Below are 21428 nucleotides of genomic sequence, written 5' to 3'. Positions count from 1 at the left end.
GCCGGACGGCCCTGTCTCCCTCCACCGGAACACAAGGAGCAGCCATGCCCAGCACCTCCCGCAGGCGGCGTACGCGCCGCCGCGCCTGGTCGGCCGCCGCGGCCGTCACGTCCGCCGGTCTGGCGGCGGCCGGCCTCCTGGCGTTCCCCGGCAGCGCCCACGCCGCCGACACCCTCGGCGCCTCGGCGGCCGAGAGCGGCCGCTACTACGGCGCCGCCGTGGCACCCCATCTCCTCGGCGAGGCGAACTACGCCGCCACGCTGAACCGCGAGTTCAACAGCATCGTCGCCGAGAACGTCATGAAGTGGGATGCCACCGAGCCCAGGCGGGGCCAGTTCACCTTCCAGGGCGGCGACCAGCTCGTCGCCCACGCCCAGAGCAACGGCATGTCCGTACGCGGCCACACCCTGGTCTGGCACGCCCAGCAGCCCTCCTGGGTGAGCGGTCTGACCGGTGGCGACCTGCGCCAGGCGATGCTCGACCACATCGACGGAGTCGCCGGTCACTACGCCGGGAAGATCGACTCCTGGGACGTGGTCAACGAGGCGTTCGAATGGGACGGCAGCCGCCGCCAGTCCAACCTCCAGCAGCAGATCGGCAACGGCTGGATCGAGGACGCCTTCCGCGCCGCCGACGCCGCCGACCCCGGCGCGACGCTCTGCTACAACGACTACGGCACCGACGGCGTCAACGCCAAGAGCGACGCCATCTACCGCATGGTCCAGGACTTCCTCGCCCGCGGCGTCCCCATCGACTGCGTCGGCTTCCAGTCCCACCTCGACTCGAACTCCGACCTCGGCAGCTACCGGCAGAACCTGCAGCGCTTCGCCGACCTCGGCGTCGACGTGCAGATCACCGAGCTGGACATCGGCGGCTCCGGCACCGCGCAGGCCAACGCCTACCGCACGGTCACCGAGGCGTGCGTGGCGGTCTCCCGCTGCACCGGCATCACCACCTGGGGCATCACCGACAAGTACTCGTGGCGCGGCCAGGACACCCCGCTGCTGTTCGACGGCAACTACCAGAAGAAGCAGGCGTACAACGCCGTACTGGAAGCCCTGAACAGCGCTCCCTGACGTCCGGCGTACGCCGTCCCCCACGGGGCCGGGCCGTTCTGCCGAGCGCAGCTCGCGGGGCGGCCCGCCCCGGCACCCCACGGAAGGTTCACATGCCCAGACACGTCAGAAGGTATCTCGCGGCGGTGGTCTGCCCGCTGCTCGTCACCGCAGCCGCCGCCACGCTGCCGTCGCCGGCCGCGGCCGGACCCGCCGGGGCGGACGGCACCCGGCAGGCGCAGTTCCAGCAGGTGACGCTCGCCAAAGGCGCGGGCGAGACGGGCGAGCCGATGTCGCTCGCCGTGCTGCCCGACCGCTCGGTGCTGCACACTTCGCGCGACGGCACCGTGCGGGTCACCGATCCCCAGGGGACCACCGGGGTCGCGGGGAGACTCGATGTGTACTACCAGTTCGAGGACGGTCTGCTCGGCATCGGACTCGACCCCGGCTTCACCGACAACCGCTTCGTCTACCTGTACTACTCGCCCGCGCTCGACACCCCGCCGGGGGACGCACCGAGCACCGGCTCGCCCGCCGACTTCGCCCGCTTCGAGGGCCTCAACCGGCTCTCCCGGTTCACTCTGAACGAGAACCGCACCCTCGACCTCGGCAGCGAGAAGACGATCCTCGAAGTGCCGACCAACCGCGGCCAGTGCTGCCACACGGGCGGCGACATCGACTTCGACGCCGAGGGCAACCTGTACCTCACCACCGGCGACAACTCCAACCCCTTCGCCTCCGACGGCTACACCCCGATCGACGAGCGCGGCAACCGCAACCCGGTGTTCGACGCACAGCGGTCGGCGGGCAATACCAACGACCTGCGCGGCAAGATCCTCCGGATCAAGGTCGCCGACGACGGCTCGTACGACATCCCGGAGGGCAACCTCTTCGAGCCGGGCACGCTGCAGACGCGGCCGGAGATCTACGCCATGGGCTTCCGCAACCCCTACCGGATGAGCGTCGACCAGGAGACCGGCGTGGTCTACGTGGGCGACTACGGCCCCGACGCCGGGGCGGCCTCCGCGAGCCGGGGTCCGGGCGGCATGGTGGAGTTCACCCGGGTGCCGGCGCCGGGCAACTACGGCTGGCCGTACTGCGTCGGCAACAACGTTCCCTATGTGAACTTCGACTTCGCCACGGGTGCCTCCGGCAGCGCGTTCAACTGCTCCTCGCCCACCAACGACTCACCGAACAACACCGGCCAGAGCTCCCTTCCGCCGGCCCAGCCGGCGTGGATCCCCTACGACGGCGGCTCCGTGCCAGAGTTCGGCAACGGCTCGGAGGCGCCGATGGCCGGCCCCGTCTACCGCTACGACCCGGACCTGGACTCGGCGGTGAAGTTCCCGCAGGAATTCGACGGTGACTTCTTCGCCATGGAGTGGGGCCGCCGCTGGATCAAGAACATCGCCGTGAACCCCGACGGCAGCCGCGGCAGCATCAGTGCCTTCCCCTGGTCCGGCACCCAGCCGATGGACGCGGCGTTCGGCCCCGACGGCGCCCTGTACGTCCTGGACTACGGCACCACCTGGCACTCCGGCGACCAGAACAGCGCCCTGTACCGCATCGAGAGCGTCTCCGGGGCCGCAGGGTCACCGACGCAGGCGGGCTGACCGGGCACGGCCTGCACGGCACCCGGACCAGCCGGCGCCGGGCCGGGCGCTTCGCCGCCCGGACCGGCGCCGGGACGACCCACCACGGAAGGGAACATCCACATGTCCGAGCTCCCGACCCGCCGGACGCTCCTCGGAGGAGCCCTGGGTGTCGCGGCGCTGCCGGTCGTGACGGCTCCGGGCGCCGCGGCACTGCCGCTGCCGGCCCCGGGCCCGTCCGCGGCTTCCGGCGACCCGTACGAAGTCCTCGTCTTCTCCAGGACGGCGGGCTTCCGCCACGACGCCATCGACGAGGGGATCACCGCGCTCCGGGAACTGGGAGCGGAGAACGGCTTCCAGGTGACCGCCACCGAGGACGCCACTGCGTTCACCGGCGACAGCCTCGCGCGCTTCAAGGTGGTCGTGTTCCTGAACACCACCGGCGACGTGCTCGGCGCCGCCCAGCAGGCGGCGTTCGAGGGGTACATCGCGGGCGGCGGCGCGTACGTCGGCGTCCACTCGGCCGCCGACACCGAATACGACTGGCCCTGGTACGGCGGACTGGTCGGCGCGTACTTCCACTCCCACCCGCAGATCCAGAGCGCCACGGTCGTCGTCGAGGACCGGACGCACGACGCGACCGCCCACCTCGCAGCGACCTGGCAGCGCACGGACGAGTGGTACAACTACCGCACCAGTCCCCGCGCCGGCGCCCATGTGCTGGCCTCGCTCGACGAGTCCAGCTACAGCGGCGGCACCATGAACGGCGACCACCCCATCGCGTGGTGCAAGGAGTACGCGGGAGGTCGCTCGTTCTACACGGGCGGCGGGCACACGGCCGAGTCGTATGCCCAGGCGGACTTCCGGCGCCATCTGCTCGGCGGCATCCGCTGGGCCGCGGGCACCGCAGGATCCGGCATGTGACGCCCGGAGGGCCCCCGGATTCGCTGGGAGGGCGCCCGGGCCGGGATCCGTGCGGTCTCCGGGGTGCTCCGAGGGTGGTGGACAGGCCGCGGCGCGAGGTTGGTGGACCCCGCGCCGCGGCTGCTCCGGGAGGTTCGAAATTTCGCATGCCGTTCGAAGATTCGCAGGCCGTCGGCAAGGGGGAGAAACGACAGGCCACGTCGGGGCCGACCGCGCGGACCGGGAGCCATTCGACCGGCTCGGCCTGCGGTGGCACGCCGGGAGCGGTCCGATTGTTTCGAGCCGAGCAACGAATCATGCGAGAATCCTTGACGCCGTTCGCCGGTTCTCTATCATCCTCACTGCCCGATACTTCGATCCTCGTTCGATATCACGAACCGATCGACATGACAGTCCGGGCAGCCTCTGACCGGGCCGACCGGAACCGCTTGCTCAAAGATGAGGAGGTTCCCATGCGCAGACGAAGTTCCAGCCGCACACACCCGTTGGTGGTCCTCGCCACCGCGGTCGCGGTCCTGATCGCGTTGGCGCCGGCGATCGGCGCCGGCCCGGCTCAGGCGGCAAGCAGCGGCGCCTTGCGCAGCGCCGCATCCAGCCGGTGTCTCGACGTGGCGAACGCCAGCCAGACCGACGGCGCGTTACTGCAGATCTGGGACTGCTCCGGCGGGTCCAACCAGCAGTGGACGCACACGGACAGCAACCAGCTCACCGTGTACGGAAACAAGTGCCTGGACGTCCCCGGCCACGCCACCACGCCCGGTACCCGGGTGCAGATCTGGTCCTGCAGCGGTGGCGCGAACCAGCAGTGGCGGGTGAACTCAGACGGCACGGTCGTCGGCGTGGAGTCCGGGCTGTGCCTGGACGTCTCGGGCGCGGCCACGGCCAACGGCACGGCGGTGGTGCTCTGGACGTGCAACGGCGGCAGCAACCAGAAGTGGACCGGCCTGTCCGGGACACCGGGCGACGCGTGTGCGCTTCCGTCGACGTACCGGTGGTCGTCGACGGGTGTGCTGGCGCAGCCGGCGAACGGGTGGGTGTCGCTGAAGGACTTCACCAGCGTGGTGCACAACGGCAAGCACCTGGTCTACGGGACGAAGGTGTCGGGATCGACGTACGGCTCGATGGCGTTCAGTCCCTTCACGAACTGGTCGGACATGGGTTCGGCCGGCCAGAACGGGATGAACCAGGCCGCGGTGGCCCCCACCCTGTTCTACTTCGCGCCCAAGAACATCTGGGTGCTGGCCTACCAGTGGGGTCAGTGGCCCTTCATCTACCGCACGTCGAGCGACCCCACCAACCCCAACGGCTGGTCCGCGCCGCAGCCGCTCTTCACCGGCAGCATCTCCGGCTCCGGCACCGGCCCGATCGACCAGACCCTGATCGCCGACGGCCAGAACATGTACCTGTTCTTCGCCGGTGACAACGGCAAGATCTACCGGGCGAGCATGCCGATCGGGAACTTCCCCGGCAACTTCGGCTCGTCGTACACGACGATCATGAGCGACTCGACGAACAACCTGTTCGAGGGGGTCCAGGTCTACAAGGTCAAGGACCAGAACCAGTACCTCATGATCGTCGAGGCGATAGGGGCGAACGGGCGCTACTTCCGCTCGTTCACCTCCTCCAGCCTGAACGGTTCGTGGACCCCGCAGGCCGCGAGCGAGGGCAACCCCTTCGCGGGCAAGGCCAACAGCGGTGCCACCTGGACCAACGACATCAGCCACGGTGACCTGGTCCGCACCAACCCCGACCAGACCATGACCATCGACCCCTGCAACCTGCAGTTCCTCTACCAGGGCAAGTCCCCCAACGCGGGCGGACCGTACGACCAACTGCCCTGGCGGCCCGGCGTCCTCACCCTGCAGCGCTGACCTGATCCACGCCGGTCGCAAGAGGGCCCCAGCCGCACGCCGGCTGGGGCCCTTCCCTTCCGGCGCCCTCCGTCACGGTCACGCCGGTCCGGATCCGCCGCCCACGGCGGAACGCGGGACGGGCGGTGCCGTCGACGCGCGGGTCACCAGCTCCGTGGCCAGCTCGATGTGGTGGGACTCCACCTTCTCGCCGTTGGCCAGGCGGAGGGCGGTGCGCAGGGCGACCCCGCCCATCTCCCTCAGCGGCTGGCGTACGGTCGTCAGCGGCGGCGACGCGGTCCGGGCGAGGAGCGTGTCGTCGAAGCCGACCACGCTCAGGTCCTCGGGGACGCGCAGGCCGCGGGTGCGGGCGGCCTCGATGACGCCGAGGGCGATCTCGTCGTTTCCCGCGAATATCGCCGTCGGTTGCTCGTCGAGGTCCAGCAGTGCCGCGGCGCCCGCCAGGCCGGCCCGGTACGTGAACTCCCCGGGCCGGACGTAGGCGGGGGGCACGGGTGCTCCGGCCGCCTCCATGGCGGCGCGGTAGCCGTGCGCGCGGGCCTGGTTGCAGGCGGCCATGGCCGGTCCGCCGAGGTGCGCGACGCGGCGGTGGCCGAGGGAGAGCAGGTGCTGGGTCGCGGCCAGGCCGCCGGCGAAGTTGGTCGCTCCGACGCTGTTGACCCGGTTGTGCGGCAGGTGGAGCGGGTCGAGCACGACCGCGGGAAGGCCGGCGCGGGCCAGGGCCTTCAGGTGCGCTTCGGTGTAGACGCTGGTGACCCCGATGAGGGCGCGGCGGCCGGCTGTGACCAGGTCCCGGGCCCAGTGCGGGGCATGGGACGAGGTGCCGATCACCACCGAGGCCCCCAGCTCGGCGGCCGCGTCGGCGATGCCTTCCACCGCCTCGGCCACGTACGGTCTGAGGCCGCCCGCGAACTGCACTTCGATGGTCGGACTCCGCGGACCCTCGGTGTGGCGGAACACGGGTGCGAAGTAGTCGTGCCGGTGCAGCAGTTCCAGGACCCGGGCGCGGGTCTGCGGCGCCACGTCGCTTCGGTCGTTGACCACTTTGGACACGGTCGCGACCGAGACCCCCGCCGCCCGGGCGATGGTCGCCAAGGTGGTGCGCCTAGCGTCCGTCGGCATCGGCTTCCCCCTGCTGTCTCTCCACCGGCGTCGTGAGCCGCCGGTCGTGGCCGACCACACGGGTGGGGCCGGTCAACCGTACGGTAACCCGGCAGGGGAGATCCGCAGAGGAGGTGCCGACGAGCGCCTCGACCTCCCCCGGTTCGACGATCCGCCGCAGGTCCCGGCCGGTGAACGCGGTCCGGTCGGCATGCACCTGGAACCGGATCCGCGCGCTCTCGCCCGGCTCCAGCCGGACCGGGAAGAAGCCGGCCAACTGCCGGACGGGGCGGGTCACCTGGGCGACGACGTCGCGCAGATACAACTGGACGACCTCGTGGCCGGCACGGGCACCGGTGTTGCGCACCCGCACCGACACGGCGAACTCACCGTCGGTGGGTATCTCCGCCGCGCTCACGCGCGGCTCGTCGACCTCGAAGGTCGTGTACGACCTGCCGTACCCGAAGGGGAACAGCGGCGTCGGGTCGATGCTGCTGATGCCGTGGGTGTTCCCGCCGAGCGGCGGCTGCAGGTACGTGCCGGGCTGACCGCCCGGACGGCGGGGAATCTGAACCGGCAGCTTGCCGGCGGGCTGGACCCGGCCGGAGAGCACGCCGGCGACCGCCGCGGCGCCCTCCTGGCCGGGCATGAACGCCTGGACCAGACCGGCGGCGCGGGGATGCACCTCGCCCAGGGCGTACGGGCGGCCGGAGACCACCACGACGACCACGGGCGTTCCGGTGGCGAAGAGCTCCGCGAGCAGATCGGCCTGGACGCCCGGCAGCCGCAGATCCTCGGCGTCGCAGCCCTCGCCGGACGTGCCGTTGCCGAACATGCCCGCGCGGTCGCCCACCACCGCCACGCACAGATCCGCTTCGCGGGCCGCGGCCGCCGCGGCGGCGAAGCCGGAGCGGTCGTCGCCCGACACCTCGCACCCCGGCTCGTGGCGGATCCCGGTCTCCGGGAGTTCGCGGCGCAGCGCGTCGAGGACCGTCGGCGCCGCCACGCCGAGGCCCAGGCCGGGATGGCGGGGCAGGACGTGGTTGGGGAAGGCGTAGCAGCCCATGAGGGTGCGCGAGTCGGCGGCGCACGGCCCGACCACGGCGAGCCGGCCCGGCGCGGTACGTCCGGCGCGAAGGAGCGGCAGTGCGCTGCCTGCGTCGAGCAGGACGACGGATCGCTCGGCCAGCTCCGCGGCGAGTTCCCGGTTCTCCGGCGAGTCCAGATCGACCTCGGCGGCCCCGGCGACCGAGCCCTCGGGCGTCCAGCCGGGGTCGAGGAGCCCGAGGCGGACCTTCTGCGTGAGCAGCCGGCGCACCGCCCGGTCCACCAGGGACTCGGACAGCTCGCCCCGGCCGACCCGCTCGACGAGATGCGGGCCGAAGCCGAGCGTGTCGGGCAGTTCCACGTCGATGCCGGCGCTGAGCGCCAGTACACCCGCCTCCTCGGTGTCCGCGGCCACCCCGTGCATCCCGGCCAGGAACGCGACCGCCCCGTAGTCGGAGACCACGGTGCCGGTGAAACCCCAGTCGCCGCGGAGCAGATCGGTGAGCAGCCAGGAGTCGATCCCCGCCGGGACCCCGTCCACCTCGGAGTACGCGTTCATCACGGAACGGGCCCCGCCCACCGCGATCGCGGTCTCGAACGGCGGCAGCATGACGTCCGCCAGCTCGCGGCGGCCGAGGGGCGCCGGCCCGTGGTTGCGGGCGGCGCGGGACGCGGAGTAGCCGGCGAAGTGCTTGAGGGTGGCGATGACGCCGGCACCCTCGAGCCCCGCGACGTAGGCGGCGCCGAGCATCGAGATCAGGTACGGGTCCTCCCCCATGGTCTCCTCGACGCGGCCCCACCGGTAGTCGCGGACCACGTCGAGGACCGGGGCGAGACCCTGGTGCACGCCGACCGCCCGCATGTCCCGCCCGATCGCGGCCCCCAGCCGTCGCACCAGCTCCGGGTCGAACGTCGCCGCCCACGCGAGGGCCGCGGGATAGACCGTGGCGCCGTAGGTGGTGAACCCGGTGAGGCACTCCTCGTGGACGAGCGCGGGGATGCCCAGCCGGGAGCCCCGCAGGACGGTGTGCTGCGACCTGACGAGCTCGGCGGCCCCCTCGACCGGGGTCACCGGCCGGCTGCCGTACACGCGGGTGAGATGGCCGAGGCCATCCCTGCACGCGTCGGCCAGGGGAATGCTCCCGGACTCGAAGACCTCCTGGATCGGCGCCACGCGCGGCGCTCCGGCCCGCCCGGCACCGTCGTCGCCCGTGTGCACCGTGCCGTTGCCGCTCCAGCGGCTGCCGAGCTGCGCGACCTTCTCCGCCACCGTCATCTCGGCCAGGAGGGCCTCGACCCGGTCCGCCACGGGCAGCGCCGGGTCCCGCCAGCGGGGCGCGCCACGGCCCGTGACCGGTAGTGATTCAGCCGTGGGCATCGCGCACTCCTCTGCACTCGATCCGCGAGTCTCGAAAATCTTTCGATCCTTGCGAGGTTGCCTCAAGGTCACTTCCATTCGAGCGTACGCGTACAGACCTTGCCCTACAACGGACTTACACATGCCTTGACAGCCAAATGCTCGATACCTAACTTGCACCCACCAGGTTCAACAGAAGCAGGATTTCGAAAACTTTTCAGCCCTGGCCCGCCGGAAGCTGACGGCCCTTCGAGTGCGGAGAACACCCATGGAGATCCATCTCTCTCGTCGTACCCTCCTCGGCCTGGCGGCCGGTGTGCCGGCGTCCGCGGCACTCGCCGCCTGCGGCTCGTCCGGACCCGGCAAGGGCGCCGACGGCGGCACGGCCACGTACTGGCACCTGAGCGGCCAGCCCCAGGAAGGCGTCAGGACCGGCGCGGTGGAGCGGTTCAACGAGGCCAACCCCGACGGGCGGATCGAGGTCACCACGTTCGAGAACGACGCCTACAAGACGAAGATCAAGACAGCCATCGGGGCCGGAAAGGCGCCCACCGTCATCTGGGGGTGGGGCGGTGGCACGCTGCGCAGCTACGTGGAGGCCGGCCAGGTCGACGACCTCACCCCGTGGTTCGACCAGAACCCTGAGATCAAGAACCGGCTCTTTCCGTCCTCGTTCGGCGCGGCGACCGTCGACGGCAAGATCTACGCGATGCCGTTCGAGAGCGTGGAGCCGATCGTCCTCTTCTACAACAAGAGGGTCTTCGACGACGTCGGCGTGGAGCCGCCCGAGAGCTGGGACGACATCATGGCCCTGGTGCCCAGGTTCAACGCGGAGGGCATAGCGCCGTTCTCCCTCGGCGGCCAGTCCCGGTGGACGAACATGATGTGGCTGGAGTTCCTCTTCGACCGCATCGGCGGCCCCGAGGTGTTCCAGGCCGTCTTCGACGGCGAGAAGGGCGCCTGGTCCCACCCGGCCGCCATCGAGGCGCTGACCAAGGTGCAGGACCTGATCAAGGCGGACGGATTCATCAAGGGTTTCTCCTCGATCACCGCGGACTCCAACGCCGACCAGGCGCTCCTGTACACCGACAAGGCCGCGATGATGCTGCACGGCTCCTGGTCGTACGGCATCCAGCAGGCCGAGGGCGGAGACTTCGTCTCCGGTGGCGGCCTCGGCTTCATGAACTTCCCGCCCGTCGAAGGCGGCAAGGGCGATCCGGGCAACTCCGTCGGCAACCCCGCCCAGTACCTGTCCATCTCCTCGAAGGCCAGCGCCGAGCAGAAGAAGATCGCCAAGGACTTCTTCGCCACTGGTGTCCTCACGGACGAGGAGGTGAAGGAGTGGATCGACACCGGGGCGGTGCCCATCGCTAAGGGCTCGGAGAAGCTGCTGGCCGAATCCGAGAGCGCCGAGTTCCTTCAGTTCGTCTACGGCATCGCCAGCAACGCGAAGACGTTCGGCCAGTCCTGGGACCAGGCGCTCAGCCCGACGGCCGCCGAGACGCTGCTGGACAACATCGCCAGGCTGTTCCAGTTGTCCATCTCGCCAGAGCAGTTCACCGACAACCTCAACGAGGTCATCGGCAAGTGAGCACCCTCACCGGCTCCACGGGGCGCGGGGACCGGCGCGGCATCCTGCCCTGGCTGGCGGTTCCGGCCCTGCTCTTCTTCGTCGGCTTCGCCGTCGTCCCGCTCGTCGGCGTCCTCCTGCTGAGCTTCACGACGTGGGACGGGATCGGCGGCATCCACCCGTCCGGGCTGACCAGTTGGCGTGCGGTGCTCACCGACCCCGGGCTGCCGCACGCCCTCTGGGTGACGTTCCTGGTGATGGCCGTCTCCTGGGCGGTACAGACACCGGCGAGCATTCTGCTCGGCACCTTCCTGGCCGGCCGCCAGCGCTACCGCGCGGTGCTGAGCCTGATCTACTTCGTCCCGCTCCTGCTCAGCTCCGCGGCGATCGCGGTCGCGTACAAGGCGCTGCTGGACCCCAACTTCGGGCTGGGCGCCGGGCTGGGGACCGAGTGGCTGAGCAAGGACTGGCTGGGGCGCCCCTGGCTCGCGTTCGGCGTCGTCGTCTTCATCGTCTCCTGGCAGTTCGTCCCGTTCCACTCGCTGATCTACCAGGGGGGCGTCCAGCAGATCCCCCAGTCCCTCTACGAGGCCGCCCAGCTCGACGGCGCGGGGCGGATCCGCCAGTTCTTCAGCATCACGCTGCCGCAGCTCAAGTACACCATCATCACCTCGTCGACGCTGATGGTGATCGGGTCGCTCACCTTCTTCGACCTCATCTTCGTCCTGACGGAGGGCGGCCCCGGAGACGCCACCCGGGTCCTCGCGCTGGACATGTACAAGCGGGGCTTCCAGGCCAACCTGATGGGGCCGGCCAGCGCCATCGCGGTCGTCCTCGTCCTCATGGGTCTCGCCATCGCCCTGCTCCTGCGCCGGCTCGGCGGCCGGGACGCCGGTGACAGCCAGCTCGAGGGGGTCTGACGTGACCACCACGCTGACCAAGCCGCGACCGCGGCAGACCGCGCCCCGCGAGCGGCGGCGACGCCCCGGTCCGGCCGCCCGCCGGAGCAACTGGCTCGGCGGTCTGGCCGGATGGCTCTGGCTCGCCGTCGTCGTCGTACCCCTCTACTGGATCCTCATCACCAGCCTCAAGGCCCAGAGCAACTACTACGCGAGCAACCCGCTGGCGCCGCCGGACGAGCCCACACTGGAGAACTACGAGCTGGTCCTGGAGTCCGACTTCATCAGCTACTTCGTGAACAGTGTCGTGGTCACCGCGGGCGCCGTGGTGCCGGCGGTGACGGTCTCCTTCATGGCGGCCTACGCGATCGTGCGCGGCTGGCGCCTGCGCTTCCTGCGCGTGGTGAACGGGCTGTTCCTCATGGGCCTCGCCATCCCGCTGCAGGCGACGGCGATCCCGGTCTACCTGATCATCATCAAGCTGCAGCTCTATGACAGCCTGCTGGCGCTGATCCTGCCGTCCATCGCCTTCGCCATCCCGCTGTCCGTGCTGATACTCGCCAACTTCATCCGGGACGTGCCCAAGGAACTGTTCGACTCGATGCGGGTGGACGGGGCCACCGAGTGGGGAACACTGTGGCGCCTGGCGGCCCCGCTCACCCGGCCGGCCATCCTCACCGTGACCATCTTCAACGCGCTGACCATCTGGAACGGATTCCTGCTGCCGCTGATCCTCACCCAGAGCCCTTCCCAGCGGACTCTGCCCCTCGCGCTGTGGACCTTCCAGGGCGAGTACGGGGTGAACATCCCCGCGGTCCTGGCCGCCGTCGTCCTCACCACCCTGCCACTGATCGTCCTTTACGCCTTCGGCCGCCGCCAACTGCTCAGCGGTCTGACCGCCGGATTCAGCCGGTGAGCCAGAGCGGCCGGCTCCGCTCCACGGCGCCCGGCGACCCGAAGGGAGCACCTCCCGTGCGTACGTACGACAATCCCGTGATCAGCGGGTTCCATCCCGATCCGAGCGTGTGCCGGGTCGGCGGCGACTACTACCTGGTCTGCTCCAGCTTCGAGTACTTCCCCGGGCTGCCGCTCTTCCACAGCAAGGACCTCGTCCACTGGGAGCAGATCGGCAACGTGCTCGACAGGCCCGGGCAACTGCCGCTGCCGCTCCCCGGCGCCAAGGCGTCCGGCGGCCTCTACGCCCCCACGATCCGCCACCACCGCGGCCGTTACTGGGTCATCAACACCAACATCGACGGCGGCGGCAACTTCGTCGTCTCGGCAGCGCGGCCGGAGGGGCCGTGGAGCGACCCGGTGTGGATCGACCTGCCCGGGATCGACCCCGATCTGGCGTGGGAGGAGGACGGCACCTGCTGGAGCGCCTTCTCCGGGCCCGAAGGCGGCATCAACCTGGCCAGGATCGACCCGGTCGAGGGGGAGGTGCTGGAAGGTCCTTTCGCCACCTGGTCGGGCACGGGCCTGAAGTTTCCCGAGGCGCCGCACCTCTACCGCATCGGCGACTGGTGGTACCTGCTGATCGCGGAGGGCGGCACCGAACGCGGCCACAGCGTGTCCGTCGCCCGCAGCCGCTCGCCGCGCGGCCCCTGGGAAGGCGCACCCGCCAACCCCCTGCTGTCCCACAGCGGTACGGCCCACCCGATCCAGAACACCGGCCACGCCGACCTGGTCGAGGCTCCCGACGGGGGTTGGTGGATGGTGCTGCTCGGCGTCCGGCCCCGGGGCTTCACCCCCGACGTGCACGTGCTCGGCCGCGAGACGTTCCTCACCCCCGTGGAGTGGACGGAGGACGGCTGGCCCGTCGTCGCACCCGTTCCCGAGAACCACCCGGCACCGGGCGGCGCCTGGCACCCCGTTCCGGCCCCGCCCGCCCGCGACGACTTCGACGGCCCCGCCCTCGCGCCGCACTGGATCTCGCCGTTCGCCCGCCCGGAGGAGTCCTGGTCGCTCACCGAGCGCCCCGGCTGGCTGACGCTCAGCGCCACCGGCACCACCCTCGACCGCCCCGGACACACGTTCGTCGGCCGCCGCCAGCAGCACCACGACTGCCGCGTCACCGTCGCCGTCGACCCGGGTACGGGACGCGGCGGCCTCGGCGTCCGCCTCGACGAGGCCCACCACTACGAACTGGAGGTCGGGAACGGGGAGGCCGGCGTCGTCGCCCGCATCGGTCCACTGCGCCAGACCGTGGCCACCCGGCCGGTCCCGCCCGGGCCGCTGACCCTCACCCTCGCGATCCGCACGTCCCGCCTCGTGCCCGCGTCGCCCGAACTCACCGACGCCGCGGCCACGGGCCCCGACACCCTCGCCTTCTGGCTCGGCGATCCCGGCGCCCCGGACGCCCGGCTCCTCGCCGAACTGGACGGGCGCTACCTGTCCACCGAGATCGCCTGCGGCTTCACCGGCCGCGTCATCGGCATGTACGCCACCGAAGGCACGGTCGCCTTCGACTGGTTCGCGTACACCCCGGCCTCCCCGCCCTCCGCGTGATGCCCGGCCGCATCGGCTCCGCCTCCCGCGCCGCCGGGCAGCGCGAAATCCAGCGGCCCCCCGGGCCGGCGCATCCGTTTACAGCCCGGAGGAGGAGCGCTAGCCTCCTCATCTGGGAGCGCTCCCAAACGTATGATGTCCACGGGCCCACGCTCTCCCGGCCGACCCCTCCGCCGGCGCCCGAAGGAACACCTCCATGCCTGGTCCACGATCCGGCACATGCAGCGGCCTGCCCGCAGACTGCCGAGAACCGGAGGAACGATGAAGAAGGTGCTTGTCCTCGTCGGCGACGCGGCCGAGGAACTGGACACGATGTACCCGGTCTTCCGCATGCGCGAGGCGGGCCATCAGGTGGACGTCGCGGCGCCGACGCGCCGGGACGTGCAACTGGTGATCCACGATTTCGAGCCGGGGTCCGACGCCTACACGGAGAAGAACGGGCGCAGGCTCCCCGTCGACCTGGCGTTCTCGGAGGTCGATCCGACGGGGTACGCGGGCCTGATCATCCCCGGTGGCCGCGCTCCCGAGTACATCCGCCTCGACGCCGACGTCCGCCGCATCACGGAGTACTTCTTCGCCCGGAACCTGCCCGTGGGCACGGTGTGTCACGGACCGCAGGTACCGGCGGCCTACGGCCTCCTGAAGGGGCGTAAGACGGCTGCGTTCGGGCCCCTGGCCGCCGACATGGAGAATGCCGGCGCGACGGTCGTGGACGGGCCCGACGTCGTCGACGGGAACATGGTCTCCTGCCGGGGCTGGCCGGATCTGCCGGAGTGGTCACGGGCGTTCGTGGCGGTTCTCGACCGCTCCGCCGGCCCTGCCTGACCGCCGTCGCATGAGCATTCCCGTGGGCGGCGCGCGCCCGGACGGCACGAGGACGACGCACACCGGCATCGAGGAACGGATGGTCAGGACCGCCGGATCCGAGACCTGTGTGCGCGAGGCGGGTTCGGGTCCGGCCGTCGTCCTGCTGCACGGCTCAGGCCCGGGTGTCTCGGGTGCGGCCTGGGACCCCCTCATGGCTGCCATGGCGCCCCGCTTCCGCGTCATCGCACCCGACTTCGCCGGCTTCGGGCGGAGCAGGCTGCTCCCCGGTCCCGCGGCCGACGGGGAGCACTCCTACGGCCGCCGGGTGTGGACGGCGCAGATCCTGGAGCTCCTGGACGAACTGGCGCTGGACCGCTGCGCCGTCGTCGGCAACTCCATGGGCGGCGCCATCGCGCTCTCCGTGGCCCATGCCCGGCCGCGGACGGTCGCCCGGCTGGCGGGGATCGGCACCCTCGGCGTCGACATGCCGCTGCCGCCGGGCCTCGACCGGCTCTGGGCGTACCGCCCCGGGCGCGCGGCGGCCCGCGGGCTCCTCGAACTGCTCCACGTCGACGAGGCGTTCCGCACCGCCGAAGCCGTCGAGGCACGGCTGGCCGCCACCCTCGAGCCGGGTCCGCTCGAGGCGTTCGCCGTCATGTTCCCGCCGCCGCGCGAGCGGTGGGTCCGTGACCTCGCGCTGACCGCCGGCGAACTCGGGCGGATCCGGGCGCCCACGCTCCTCGTACACGGCACGGAGGATCGCGTCGTGCCGCTGGAGTCCAGCACCCTGCGACTTCTTCACCTGCTGCCCGATGTGCGGGCGCACCTGTTCGGGGCGTGCGGGCACGCCGCACCGGCCGAACGACCGGCGGAGCTGCACCGGCTCCTGACGACCTTCCTGGAGGAGCCGTGAACGGCTTCGCGTTCCCGCACCCACCCGCCCGGATGATCTGACGCGCCAGCCCCCGGACGCCGTCGCCGCCGGATCCAGCCGTTTGCGAAGGCCACCTTCCCTTTCCCGCCGGCAATGCCGGAGCCGCATTCCATCGAGAGGCCCCCCACATGAAGGAACGACACCGCAAACGCCCACGCGCCCTCGTAGCGCTGGCCATGGCCCCCTTACTCGCGGCCGGCGCCCTGACGGCGACCGCGTCCCACGCCCGGGCCGCCGAGCAGGACGCCTTCGCGAAGGTGACGCTCGACGACGGCACCGCCGATCCCATGGAGCTGGACGTCGCTCCGGACGGCCGCGTGATCTACATCCAGCGCGGCGGCGCCGTACGCGTCTTCGACCCGGCGACCCGGTCCACCGCCACCGCCGGAAACCTCAAGGTGTACACCGGCGGTGAGGACGGGCTCATCGGGCTGGCCCTCGACCCCGGCTTCGCCACCAACCACAGGATCTACCTCAACTACTCCCCTGCCGACAGCGCCGCAGACGTCAACAGGGTGTCCGGCTTCACCCTTGAGGGAAACACGCTGGATCTGTCGAGCGAGCAGCGGGTGATCGACATCCCCGCCTACCGGGACCGGACCTACCCGGAGCCCGGCCACACCGGCGGCGGCCTGGAGTTCGGCCCGGACGGCACCCTCTACATCGGCACCGGCGACGACACCGCGCCCAACCTCGACCCGGCCTGGCGGGGCTACGCCCCGCTGGACTGGCGCCCGGGCCATGAGATGCAGGACTCGGCGCGCACCGCCGGCAACACCAACGACCTGCGTGGCAAGATCCTGCGCATCCGGCCCACCAGCGGCGGCGGATACACCATCCCCGACGGCAACCTCTTCCCCGTGGGAACGGCGAACACCCGCCCCGAGGTCTACGCCATGGGCTTCCGCAACCCCTTCCGCTTTTCCGTGGACCCCGCCACCGGCGCCGTGCACATGGCCGACTACGGGCCCGACCGGCGCGGTGTGACCGACGCCCGCGGCCCCGCGGGCCTGGGCGAGTACAACGTCATCACCGAACCCGGCAACTACGGCTGGCCCTTCTGCCACGGCAACAACCAGCCCTACGCCCCCTACAACCCCGACACGGGCCAGACCGGCCCGAAGTTCGACTGCGCCCACCCCGTCAACGAGTCCCCCAACAACACCGGTCTCACCGAGCTGCCACCCGTCAAGAAGCCCGGCATGTGGTACGGCTACGACGCCTCAGCGGAGTTCCCCGAACTCGGCACGGGCGGTATCGCCCCGATGGCCGGACCCGTCTACCGCTTCGACGCCGGCAACCCGTCCGGCACCAAGTTCCCGCAGTCGTTCGACGGCTCGGCGTTCTTCTACGAGTGGGACCGCAACTTCATCAAGGAGATCCGCTCCGACGGGAGCGGCAACCTGGAGTCCGTCAACGCGTTCATGTCCGGCACCGGGTTCATCAGGCCGATGGACATGACGTTCGGCCCGGACGGCGCGCTCTACCTCCTGGAGTGGGGCAGTTCCTTCGGGGGCGGAAACAACGACTCCGGCCTCTACCGCATCGACTACCTAGGCGCCGCAAGCGCCGGGGCCTAGGGTACCGGCCGGCACCCTCGCTCCCACCAGCGGTCGGGCGGCCCGGCGGTTCTCGCCGGGCCGCCCTGGTGTGCAGGGTTGGGCCGGGGCCGCGTCCTACGCGGCGCGGCCGATCCCGCTGCGGGCGGCGGCACGTCTGATGTCACGGGCTTCCGGCCCGGTGATCACGCCGTCGTCCATGAGCGCGTCGGTCACCTCCCTCACATAGGTGAGGAACTCGCCGCGACTGCTCCACTCCTGTTCATCCAGGATGCGGTCGTTGATCGTGCACCCGCCGCCGGCCTCGTGGTTCTTCACCCCGCTGTCGACGTCGCCGACGACCACCGTCGCCCGCTGATCGGGAGTGGCGCACTCCCCCGGATCGACTCCGGACTTGCCGAACTCCATCCAGTTGACCCGCACCTGACCGTCCGGGAAGACGAGGTACAGCGGGAACGTCCCCTCGGTCGGCTTCAGGTCCACCGTCACGTTCTGCCAGGTCGCAGCGGACTCCGCGAGTACGATGCGCGCGTCGTTGCCCTGCTCGGAGGAGTCCGCGACGTGCGCGCCGCCGTCCTCGTCGAACCGGTACCAGGCGACGTTTCCACCGCCCACGTCACCGCCGGGGGCGGCGGTCAGCGACTTGATCTCTCCCGGCGCCAGCGCGCGGTCGAAGATGTGGAAATCGTCGACCGCGCCGTCGAGCAGCGGGTCCGCCGACCACTGGGAGTCGCCGATCCAGTTCTGCGCCGTGGGGCCCAGATCCGACGGGTCCAACGTGATGTCGTCGTTGGTCCCGATCGGTTCTCCGTTGAGGTACAGCGTTCCCGTGGTGCCCGACAGCGTGACCGCGACGTGCTGCCAGCCGTCGGTGGGCAGCGCCTGCGAGCCTTCGATCTGCTGCTCGCCGGAGCCGGTCGTCATCGCGAACCTGAGCTTGCCGGTGCCGCCGGCGCTCGGCGTCAGGAACATGTAGTTGCCGGTGCCGGAGCCGAAGTCGAAGATCCGGGCCCAGCTCTGGCCGCCGGACCAGTTCACCCATGCCGAGGCGGTGAAGTCCTCGGCACCCTCGACGATGCCCGTGGGCAGTTCCACCTTCTCCGACTCGCCGGACCCGCCGAGCCGGACGGCGTTGCCGAAGCCCTCCGGGCCGCCGGCCCGCGGCACCTCGACGTTGCCCTCGATCTGCGCGCTGCCCAGCAGTTCGCCGTCGGGCGCACCGCGCCGTACCTCGACCGTGGCGTCCTCGGCCGCCGCCGCACGGAGCGTCACGTCGCCGATGCCGTCGAGGTTGTAGGGGTCGTACGACGCCCAGGCGCCGTCCCCGGCGGTGATCGCCTCACCGCCGCCGGTCTCCTCGTCGTTCGCGTCGCGGACGCTCACCTTCGACGAGTCGCCGAAGTGCTCGACCTCCTTCCGCGTCTGCTGCAGGAAGTGCGTCACCCCGCCGGTGAGCGCAGGCGCACCGGACTCGCCACCGAGGTCGGTGTAGCCGGCGGTCACGGTGAGCGCGATGTCCGCCGCTTCGCCGTGCTCCGCGTCGCTCTGGGTCGCGAGCACCCCTTCGCAGCCGTTCTGTGCCTCGCCCGGATGCACGTGGGCGTTACCGCCCTCGTCGTGGTAGAGCCCTTGCTGGACGGTGACGCGCTCGCAGTCGATCGCGTTGCCGGAGCCGTCCTCGGCATCCGAGACCGAGACCTTGAAGGGGATCTTGTCGCCCCAGTCGAAGACCTGGCCGTTGTGTGGCAGTTCCACGGTCACCTCGGGACGGGTGTTCCCCGCGGTGATCGTGACGTTGGAGCTGCTGGAACGTCCCGACGGGTCGCTGACCGTGAGTTGCGCGGTGTACTCGCCGGGCTGGGTGTAGGTGTGGGTCGGGTCGGGTTCGTCCGATGTCGTACCGTCACCGAGGTCCCAGGTGTACGTCAGTTCGTCGCCGTCCGGGTCGTGGCTGCCCTCGCTGGAGAAGGCGACGTCCAGCGGAGCGGGCCCGGAGTCCTTGTCGACGGCGGCCTTCGCGACGGGGGTGCGCGCACCCTTGGTGTAGTTGATCTTGTAGAGGCCGGAGTCCGGGTTGACGTTCGCCCCGCCGTAGTTGAAGTCCATGCCCCACTCGATCAGGTACATCGCCCCGTCAGGGCCGAACTCCATGTCGTGCGGGCTGCGGAAGGTGGTGTTCGGCATGAACCGCTCGAAGCTCTTGTAGTCGCCGTTCTCGTCCAGCCGGAGCGCGCCGATCCACTTGCGCGACCATTCCATGACGAAGACCGCGTCGTCGTAGTACTCGGGGAACTGCCCGTCTCCCAGCAGTTCGGGGTCGTAGTGGTACACGTCGCCGGCGTACGCGGAGCGCCCGCCGCCCTGGGGGAGCTCCGGGAACTGCGGCGACTGCCCGTACGGGTACCAGACGAAGGCGTCCTTGGCCGGCGGGACGGTCTCCAGGCCGGTGTTGAACGGGGACCTGTTGGCGGGACCGTTCTCGCAGTCGAAGGACTCACCCGGGGTGCCCGAGGCGAAGTCCCATTCGCGGTACGCCTGGTTGTCTGCGATGCAGTACGGCCAGCCGTAGTTGCCGGCCTCGCGGATCTGGTTCCACTCGTCGTAGCCGCGCGGGCCGCGGTCGGCGTTGTCGCTGCCCGCGTCGGGACCGACCTCGCCGGCGTAGACCCAGCCGGTCTCGTCGTCGACGGCGATCCGGAACGGGTTGCGGTGGCCCATCGTGTAGATCTCGGGCCGTGTCTTCTCCGTGCCCGGCGGGAACAGGTTGCCCTCCGGGATGGCATACGTGCCGTCGTCCTCGGGCCTGATCCGGAGGATCTTGCCGCGCAGGTCGTTGGTGTTGCCGGAGGTGCGGCGCGCGTCGTACGAGTGCTTGGCGTCCTCGCTGTTGTGGTCGTCGTGGACGCGCCCGTCGATCGGGGCGAAGCCGTTCGAGGCGAAGTGCGCGGTGTCGTCGCCGGTGGAGATGAAGAGGTTGCCGTCGGGGCCGAACCTCATCGAGCCGGCGGAGTGGCAGCACACCTCCCGCTGGTGCGGGATCTCCAGCAGGACCTTCTCGGACTCCAGGTCCAGGGTGTCGCCGTCGGCGGTGAATCTGGAGACGTGCTGCACCTCGGGCGACGGTGCGCTGTAGAAGAGGTAGACCCACTGGTTCGTCTCGAAGTCGGGATCGAGGGCGATGCCCAGCAGCCCGTTCTCGTTGCCGCGGTGGACCGGGATCTGCGCGGCCGTCTGCACGGCGCCGGACTCGGGGTCGTAGAGCTTCACCGTGCCGCCCAGCTCGACGTAGAAGACGCGTCCGTCGGGGGCGACGGCCAGCTCCATCGGGTTGGCCGTGTTGTCGTCCAGCGCGACCTTCTCGAAGGAGGACTCCGTCGGGCTCCCTTCGCGGGGCTCGCCGCAGTCGCCCTCGGCGGTGCCCGCCGCCCACTCGATGCCGCCGAGGATGTGCCGGCGCAACTGCGGCTCGTCGTAGTCGTCCGGGCTGTGGCCCAGCGCCGAGTACCAGGTCCGGCCGCCGTCGAAGGCGGAGCACCAGGCGATGGGGTGGTCCTCGCCCATGGCGTCCGGGCCCGGGTCGTACGTCGACTCGTCCAGCGTGGCGAGGACGTGGACGTCCTCACGCGGATTGGCGGTGAAGTTGTACCACTCGTCCTCGCGGACCCATGCGGCCGGGAGCCCGGCCGTCGACGGGTGGTCGGGGTCCTCTATCCGTACGGTCGCCTCCTGGAACTGGTCGGCCCCGGAGGGGTGGCTCTTGAAGAACGCGCCGCCCATGAGCTCGGACCACCAGGGCCAGTCCGTCTTGTCCATGTTCGACGACGAGTGCAGCCCGGCGAAGCCTCCGCCGCGCTGGATGTAGCGCTCGAACGCGTGCCGCTGCCCGGTGTCGAGGGTTTTCTCACCGTCGGTGAAGAAGACCACGGCCTCGTACTGCGCCAGCCCTTCGTCGGTGAAGACCGAGGCGTCCTGTGTCTCGGTGACGGTGAAGCCGTTCTCCTGGCCGAGTTGTTCGACAGCCGCGAGGGCGGACGGGATCGAGTCGTGCCGGAAGCCGGTCGTCTTGTGGAAGAAGAGCACGTCGTATTCCTGCTCGGCGTCCTGTGCCGCGCTGGTGGCCATTCCTGGAAGGAACGAGACCAGGAGCGCGATCACCACCGTGAGCAGGGCGTATCTATGGCGTTGTCGCATAGTCCTCTCCGTC

Annotated in this window: 10 protein-coding genes and 4 pseudogenes; 11 read left to right on the top strand and 3 right to left on the bottom strand. The window is 70.6% G+C overall.

Annotation, left to right across the window (positions count from 1 at the left end):
* Nucleotides 1-44: 44 nt before the first annotated feature.
* The 4 genes and pseudogenes from DMB38_RS31455 to DMB38_RS31440 form a co-directional block, all read left to right on the top strand.
* Nucleotides 45-1061 (top strand): annotated as a pseudogene (locus DMB38_RS31455) (endo-1,4-beta-xylanase); the annotation flags it as partial.
* Nucleotides 1062-1168: 107 nt separating this feature from the next.
* Nucleotides 1169-2635 (top strand): annotated as a pseudogene (locus DMB38_RS31450) (PQQ-dependent sugar dehydrogenase); the annotation flags it as partial.
* A gap of 135 nt (nt 2636-2770) precedes the next feature.
* Nucleotides 2771-3550, top strand: a pseudogene (locus DMB38_RS31445) (ThuA domain-containing protein); the annotation flags it as partial.
* Nucleotides 3551-4023: 473 nt separating this feature from the next.
* Nucleotides 4024-5442 (top strand): non-reducing end alpha-L-arabinofuranosidase family hydrolase, encoded by a 1419-nt coding sequence (locus DMB38_RS31440; RefSeq protein WP_125937990.1) that lies wholly within the window; start codon nt 4024-4026, stop codon nt 5440-5442.
* Between the two features lie 78 nt (nt 5443-5520).
* Here the strand turns inward: DMB38_RS31440 and DMB38_RS31435 are convergent, their stop codons facing one another.
* Nucleotides 5521-6564, bottom strand: a complete 1044-nt coding sequence (locus DMB38_RS31435; protein ID WP_125937989.1) for a LacI family DNA-binding transcriptional regulator — start codon at nt 6562-6564, stop codon at nt 5521-5523.
* Nucleotides 6548-8968 carry a glycoside hydrolase family 3 N-terminal domain-containing protein gene (locus DMB38_RS31430; RefSeq protein ID WP_125937988.1) on the bottom strand — a complete coding sequence of 807 codons (2421 nt, stop codon included), beginning with the start codon at nt 8966-8968 and terminating at the stop codon, nt 6548-6550. The genes DMB38_RS31435 and DMB38_RS31430 overlap by 17 nt, the downstream gene beginning before the upstream one ends.
* A 247-nt stretch (nt 8969-9215) precedes the next feature.
* On the opposite strand from DMB38_RS31430, the gene DMB38_RS31425 reads away from it, so the two are divergent.
* The 7 genes and pseudogenes from DMB38_RS31425 to DMB38_RS31395 all read left to right on the top strand — a co-directional run.
* A complete protein-coding gene (locus DMB38_RS31425; RefSeq protein ID WP_164716147.1) occupies nt 9216-10538 on the top strand; it encodes an extracellular solute-binding protein in 1323 nt (440 codons plus the stop codon).
* Nucleotides 10535-11437 carry a sugar ABC transporter permease gene (locus DMB38_RS31420; protein ID WP_125937987.1) on the top strand — a complete coding sequence of 301 codons (903 nt, stop codon included), beginning with the start codon at nt 10535-10537 and terminating at the stop codon, nt 11435-11437. Before DMB38_RS31425 ends, DMB38_RS31420 begins: the two co-directional genes overlap by 4 nt.
* A gap of 1 nt (nt 11438) precedes the next feature.
* On the top strand, nt 11439-12332 hold the full coding sequence (locus tag DMB38_RS31415; protein WP_125937986.1) for a carbohydrate ABC transporter permease: 894 nt from the start codon (nt 11439-11441) through the stop codon (nt 12330-12332).
* Nucleotides 12333-12388: 56 nt separating this feature from the next.
* On the top strand, nt 12389-13924 hold the full coding sequence (locus tag DMB38_RS31410) for a glycoside hydrolase family 43 protein (protein WP_125937985.1): 1536 nt from the start codon (nt 12389-12391) through the stop codon (nt 13922-13924).
* Between the two features lie 261 nt (nt 13925-14185).
* Complete coding sequence (locus tag DMB38_RS31405; RefSeq protein WP_125937984.1) at nt 14186-14749, top strand: DJ-1/PfpI family protein; 564 nt, start codon at nt 14186-14188, stop codon at nt 14747-14749.
* A 10-nt stretch (nt 14750-14759) separates the two neighbouring features.
* Entirely contained in the window at nt 14760-15644 is an 885-nt protein-coding gene (locus tag DMB38_RS31400) for an alpha/beta fold hydrolase (protein WP_206337775.1), read from the top strand.
* A 263-nt stretch (nt 15645-15907) separates the two neighbouring features.
* Nucleotides 15908-17218: pseudogene (locus DMB38_RS31395) on the top strand (PQQ-dependent sugar dehydrogenase); the annotation flags it as partial.
* Between the two features lie 123 nt (nt 17219-17341).
* Here DMB38_RS31395 and DMB38_RS31390 read toward each other — a convergent pair.
* On the bottom strand, nt 17342-21415 hold the full coding sequence (locus DMB38_RS31390) for a ThuA domain-containing protein (protein ID WP_125937982.1): 4074 nt from the start codon (nt 21413-21415) through the stop codon (nt 17342-17344).
* Between the last annotated feature and the right edge of the window lie 13 nt (nt 21416-21428).

The organism is Streptomyces sp. WAC 06738 (genome assembly GCF_003945505.1).
GTDB lineage: Bacteria > Actinomycetota > Actinomycetes > Streptomycetales > Streptomycetaceae > Streptomyces.
The sequence above is the reverse complement of the archived record's forward strand: the minus strand, read 5'-3'. Positions and strand labels throughout refer to the sequence as shown.